This window comes from Streptomyces violascens (assembly GCF_014649955.1).
Classification (GTDB): Bacteria; Actinomycetota; Actinomycetes; order Streptomycetales; family Streptomycetaceae; genus Streptomyces; species Streptomyces violascens.
Genome location: NZ_BMUA01000069.1, coordinates 1 through 2,873 on the forward strand (window position 1 = coordinate 1; position 2,873 = coordinate 2,873).

The following is a 2,873-nucleotide window of genomic DNA, read 5'->3' on the forward strand; positions in this document are numbered from 1 at the left end:
AGGTGCGGTATCTGATCTCGATGCTGCCGTCGAACAACCGGGAGAACCCGCCGGTCCATGCCTGCGACGACCCGGCCGACCGCCGCTCCGAGGCTCTCCTGGACCTGGTGCCCGCCGACGGCAACCGCCCCTACGACATGCACAAGGTGATCGAGGAGCTCGTCGACGACGGGGACTTCCTGGAGGTCCATGAGCGGTGGGCGCGGAACATCATCTGTGCGCTGGCCCGGTTCGACGGCCAGGTCGTGGGCATCGTCGCCAACCAGCCGCAGTCCCTGGCCGGTGTCCTGGACATCGAGGCCTCGGAGAAGGCGGCGCGGTTTGTGCAGATGTGTGATGCGTTCAACATCCCGATCGTGACGCTGCTGGATGTGCCGGGGTTCCTGCCGGGTGTCTCGCAGGAGCACGGCGGCATCATCCGTCACGGCGCGAAGCTCCTGTATGCGTACTGCAATGCCACGGTGCCCAGGATTTCGTTGATCCTGCGCAAGGCGTATGGGGGTGCGTACATCGTCATGGACTCGCAGTCCATCGGTGCCGACCTGACCTATGCGTGGCCGACGAATGAGATCGCGGTGATGGGCGCGGAGGGTGCGGCGAATGTGATCTTCCGTCGTCAGATTGCGGATGCCGATGATTCGGAGGCGATGCGGGCGCGGATGGTCAAGGAGTACAAGGCCGAGTTGATGCATCCGTATTACGCGGCCGAGCGGGGTCTGGTCGATGACGTCATCGATCCGACCGAGACCCGGGCCGTTCTGATCGCCTCGCTGGCGATGCTCAAGACCAAGCACGCCGACCTGCCGTCCCGCAAACACGGCAACCCCCCTCAGTAAGAGGAGATGAACTTGAACACCTCGAAGTCCAACTCGTCCGAGTCCGAGTCCCTGCTCCGCGTGGAGAAGGGCGACGCCGCTCCCGAGGAGCTCGCCGCGATCACCGCGGTGCTCCTGGCGCGAGCCGCCGCCCAGCCCGCCGTCGCCCCCAAGCGCGGCCGGTCCACCGCGGGCTGGCGCCGCCTGGAGCGCACCCCCGGCTTCCGCGCCCCGCACTCCTGGCAGGGCTGACCCCGCCCGGGACCCCCTCGCAAAAAGCCCCCGCCTTCGTCGGCGGGGGCTTTTTCGCTGTTCGCAGACGTACGGGCTATGTATATTAGGCCCGAACCTAGGGGGACTAGGTTCTGGGATCGGGAGGTGTACGGATGGCCCGAGCGGGGCTGACGGCCGAGCGGCTCACCGTGGCGGGCGCCGAGCTGGCCGACGAGGCGGGGTTCGACGGCATCACGGTGTCCGCGCTCGCGCGGCGCTTCGGCGTCAAGGACGCGAGCCTGTACTCGCACGTCAAGAACCTCCGCGAGCTGCGGCAGCGGGTCGCGCTCTACGCTGCGGGCGAGTTCATCGACTCCATCGCCGCGGCCGTCGCGGGCCGGGCCGGCAAGGACGCCCTGGTCGCCTTCGCCGACGCCTACCGCGCCTACGCGCTCGCCCACCCCGGCCGGTACGCCGCCACCCAGCACCGGGTCGACCCGGAGCTGCTCGCCGGGTCGACCGTCATGGCGCGCACGGCGGACACGACGTACGGGATGCTCCGCGCCTACGGCCTCGCCGAGCCCGACCTCACCGATGCCGTACGCCTCCTGCGCAGCACCTTCCACGGCTACATCACGCTCGAAGCGGAGGGTGGATTCGGCCACCCCCGCGATGTGCAGAAGTCGTGGGAGCGGGGAGTCGAGGCGCTGCACGTCCTGCTGGAGCACTGGCCCGCGAACGGGGAGAAACACGATGACTGAACCGGCCATAGGCACCTTGAAGGTGCCCGGCGCGACCCTGCGCTACGAGGTGCGCGGCACCGGGCCCGTCCTGCTGCTCATCGCGGGCGGCGGAGGGGACGCCGGGATCTTCGAACCGGTCGCCGACGCGCTCGCCGACCGCTTCACCGTGGTGACCTACGATCCCCGCGGCCACTCCCGCAGCCCGCTCGACGGGCCGGACGTGGACCAGCGCGTCGAGGTGCAGGCCGACGACGCGTACCGGCTGCTTGTCCGGGTGGCGCCGGACGGGGCGCCCGCGTACGTCTTCGGTACGAGCTCGGGGGCGATCGTCGCGGTGGAGCTGCTCACGCGGCACCCTGAGCGGCTTGCCCGGGTGGTTGCGCACGAGCCCGTGCTGGTCTCGCTGCTGCCCGACGCCGCCGAGCAGCACGCGTTCTTCGAGTCGGTCGTCGCGACCTTCCACCGCTCGGGGGTGAGTGCGGCCATGGCCGAACTGGGGGCGGGGTGTGGTGAGGAGCGCGGGGAGGCGCCGGACCTCTCCCGGCTCTCACCGGGGGTGCGGTCTGCGCTTCAGCGCGCTCAGGGGAACTCGGGGTTCTTCCTCGGGCGGATCCTGGGGCCGTTCAGTGGACATGTGCCTTCGCTGGCCCAACTCGACCTGAATGCTGGGAAGTTGGTGCCTGCGGCGGGGTGGGCGTCGTACGGCTTGCGCCTGTATAGGCCCGCGGCGTGCCTCGCGGGGCGGTACGGGGTTGAGCTCGCGGAGTTCCCCGGCGGGCACGTGGGCGTTGTGACCCACCCTGGTCAATTCGCCCTGAAACTCGGCGAGTTGTTGAGCTAGCGCTCCCGGCTGTCTTTGGTCAGGTGTGGGCCGTCTGTGGCCGGTCGCGCAGTTCCCCGCGCCCCTGTAGGCGGCCCCGCGCTGCTGGTCGCGCCCGCGCTGCGGAGCCCCCGCGTTCCGCGGCCCAGGGCACATGACGAAGGCCCCGCGTTCCGTTGCTCGGAATGCGGGGCCTTCGCCGGTGCCGGATTTGTCGCTACCGCAGTCGTGCCATGAGGGCGTGTTCCACGAGGGTGATGAGGGCGCTCTTGGCGTCTGCTC

The 2,873-nt window shown here is 69.8% G+C and carries 4 protein-coding genes and 1 pseudogene; 4 read left to right on the top strand and 1 reads right to left on the bottom strand.

The genetic code is table 11. From position 1 onward, the window contains the following. The 4 genes from IE206_RS42020 to IE206_RS42035 all read left to right on the top strand — a co-directional run. A partial coding sequence (locus IE206_RS42020; RefSeq protein WP_308433985.1) for an acyl-CoA carboxylase subunit beta occupies positions 1 to 836 on the top strand: 836 nt, incomplete at its 5' end. A 12-nt stretch (positions 837 to 848) separates the two neighbouring features. Beyond that, on the top strand, positions 849 to 1,067 hold the full coding sequence (locus tag IE206_RS42025; RefSeq protein ID WP_226599816.1) for an acyl-CoA carboxylase subunit epsilon: 219 nt from the start codon (positions 849 to 851) through the stop codon (positions 1,065 to 1,067). A 134-nt stretch (positions 1,068 to 1,201) separates the two neighbouring features. Further along, positions 1,202 to 1,789 carry a TetR/AcrR family transcriptional regulator gene (locus IE206_RS42030; protein WP_189972031.1) on the top strand — a complete coding sequence of 196 codons (588 nt, stop codon included), beginning with the start codon at positions 1,202 to 1,204 and terminating at the stop codon, positions 1,787 to 1,789. After that, the gene (locus IE206_RS42035) at positions 1,782 to 2,612 is read left to right on the top strand and encodes an alpha/beta fold hydrolase (protein WP_189972033.1); all 831 of its coding nucleotides are present in this window, start codon (positions 1,782 to 1,784) and stop codon (positions 2,610 to 2,612) included. The genes IE206_RS42030 and IE206_RS42035 overlap by 8 nt, the downstream gene beginning before the upstream one ends. Positions 2,613 to 2,808: 196 nt before the next feature. On the opposite strand, the pseudogene IE206_RS42040 reads toward IE206_RS42035, so the two are convergent. Next, a pseudogene (locus IE206_RS42040) lies at positions 2,809 to 2,873 on the bottom strand (ATP-binding protein); the annotation flags it as partial.

Coding starts and splice junctions, on each gene's coding strand:
- IE206_RS42030 (WP_189972031.1), top strand. CDS start 1,202: ATGGCCCGAGCGGGGCTGACGGCCGAGCGGCTCACCGTGGCGGGCGCC.
- IE206_RS42035 (WP_189972033.1), top strand. CDS start 1,782: ATGACTGAACCGGCCATAGGCACCTTGAAGGTGCCCGGCGCGACCCTG.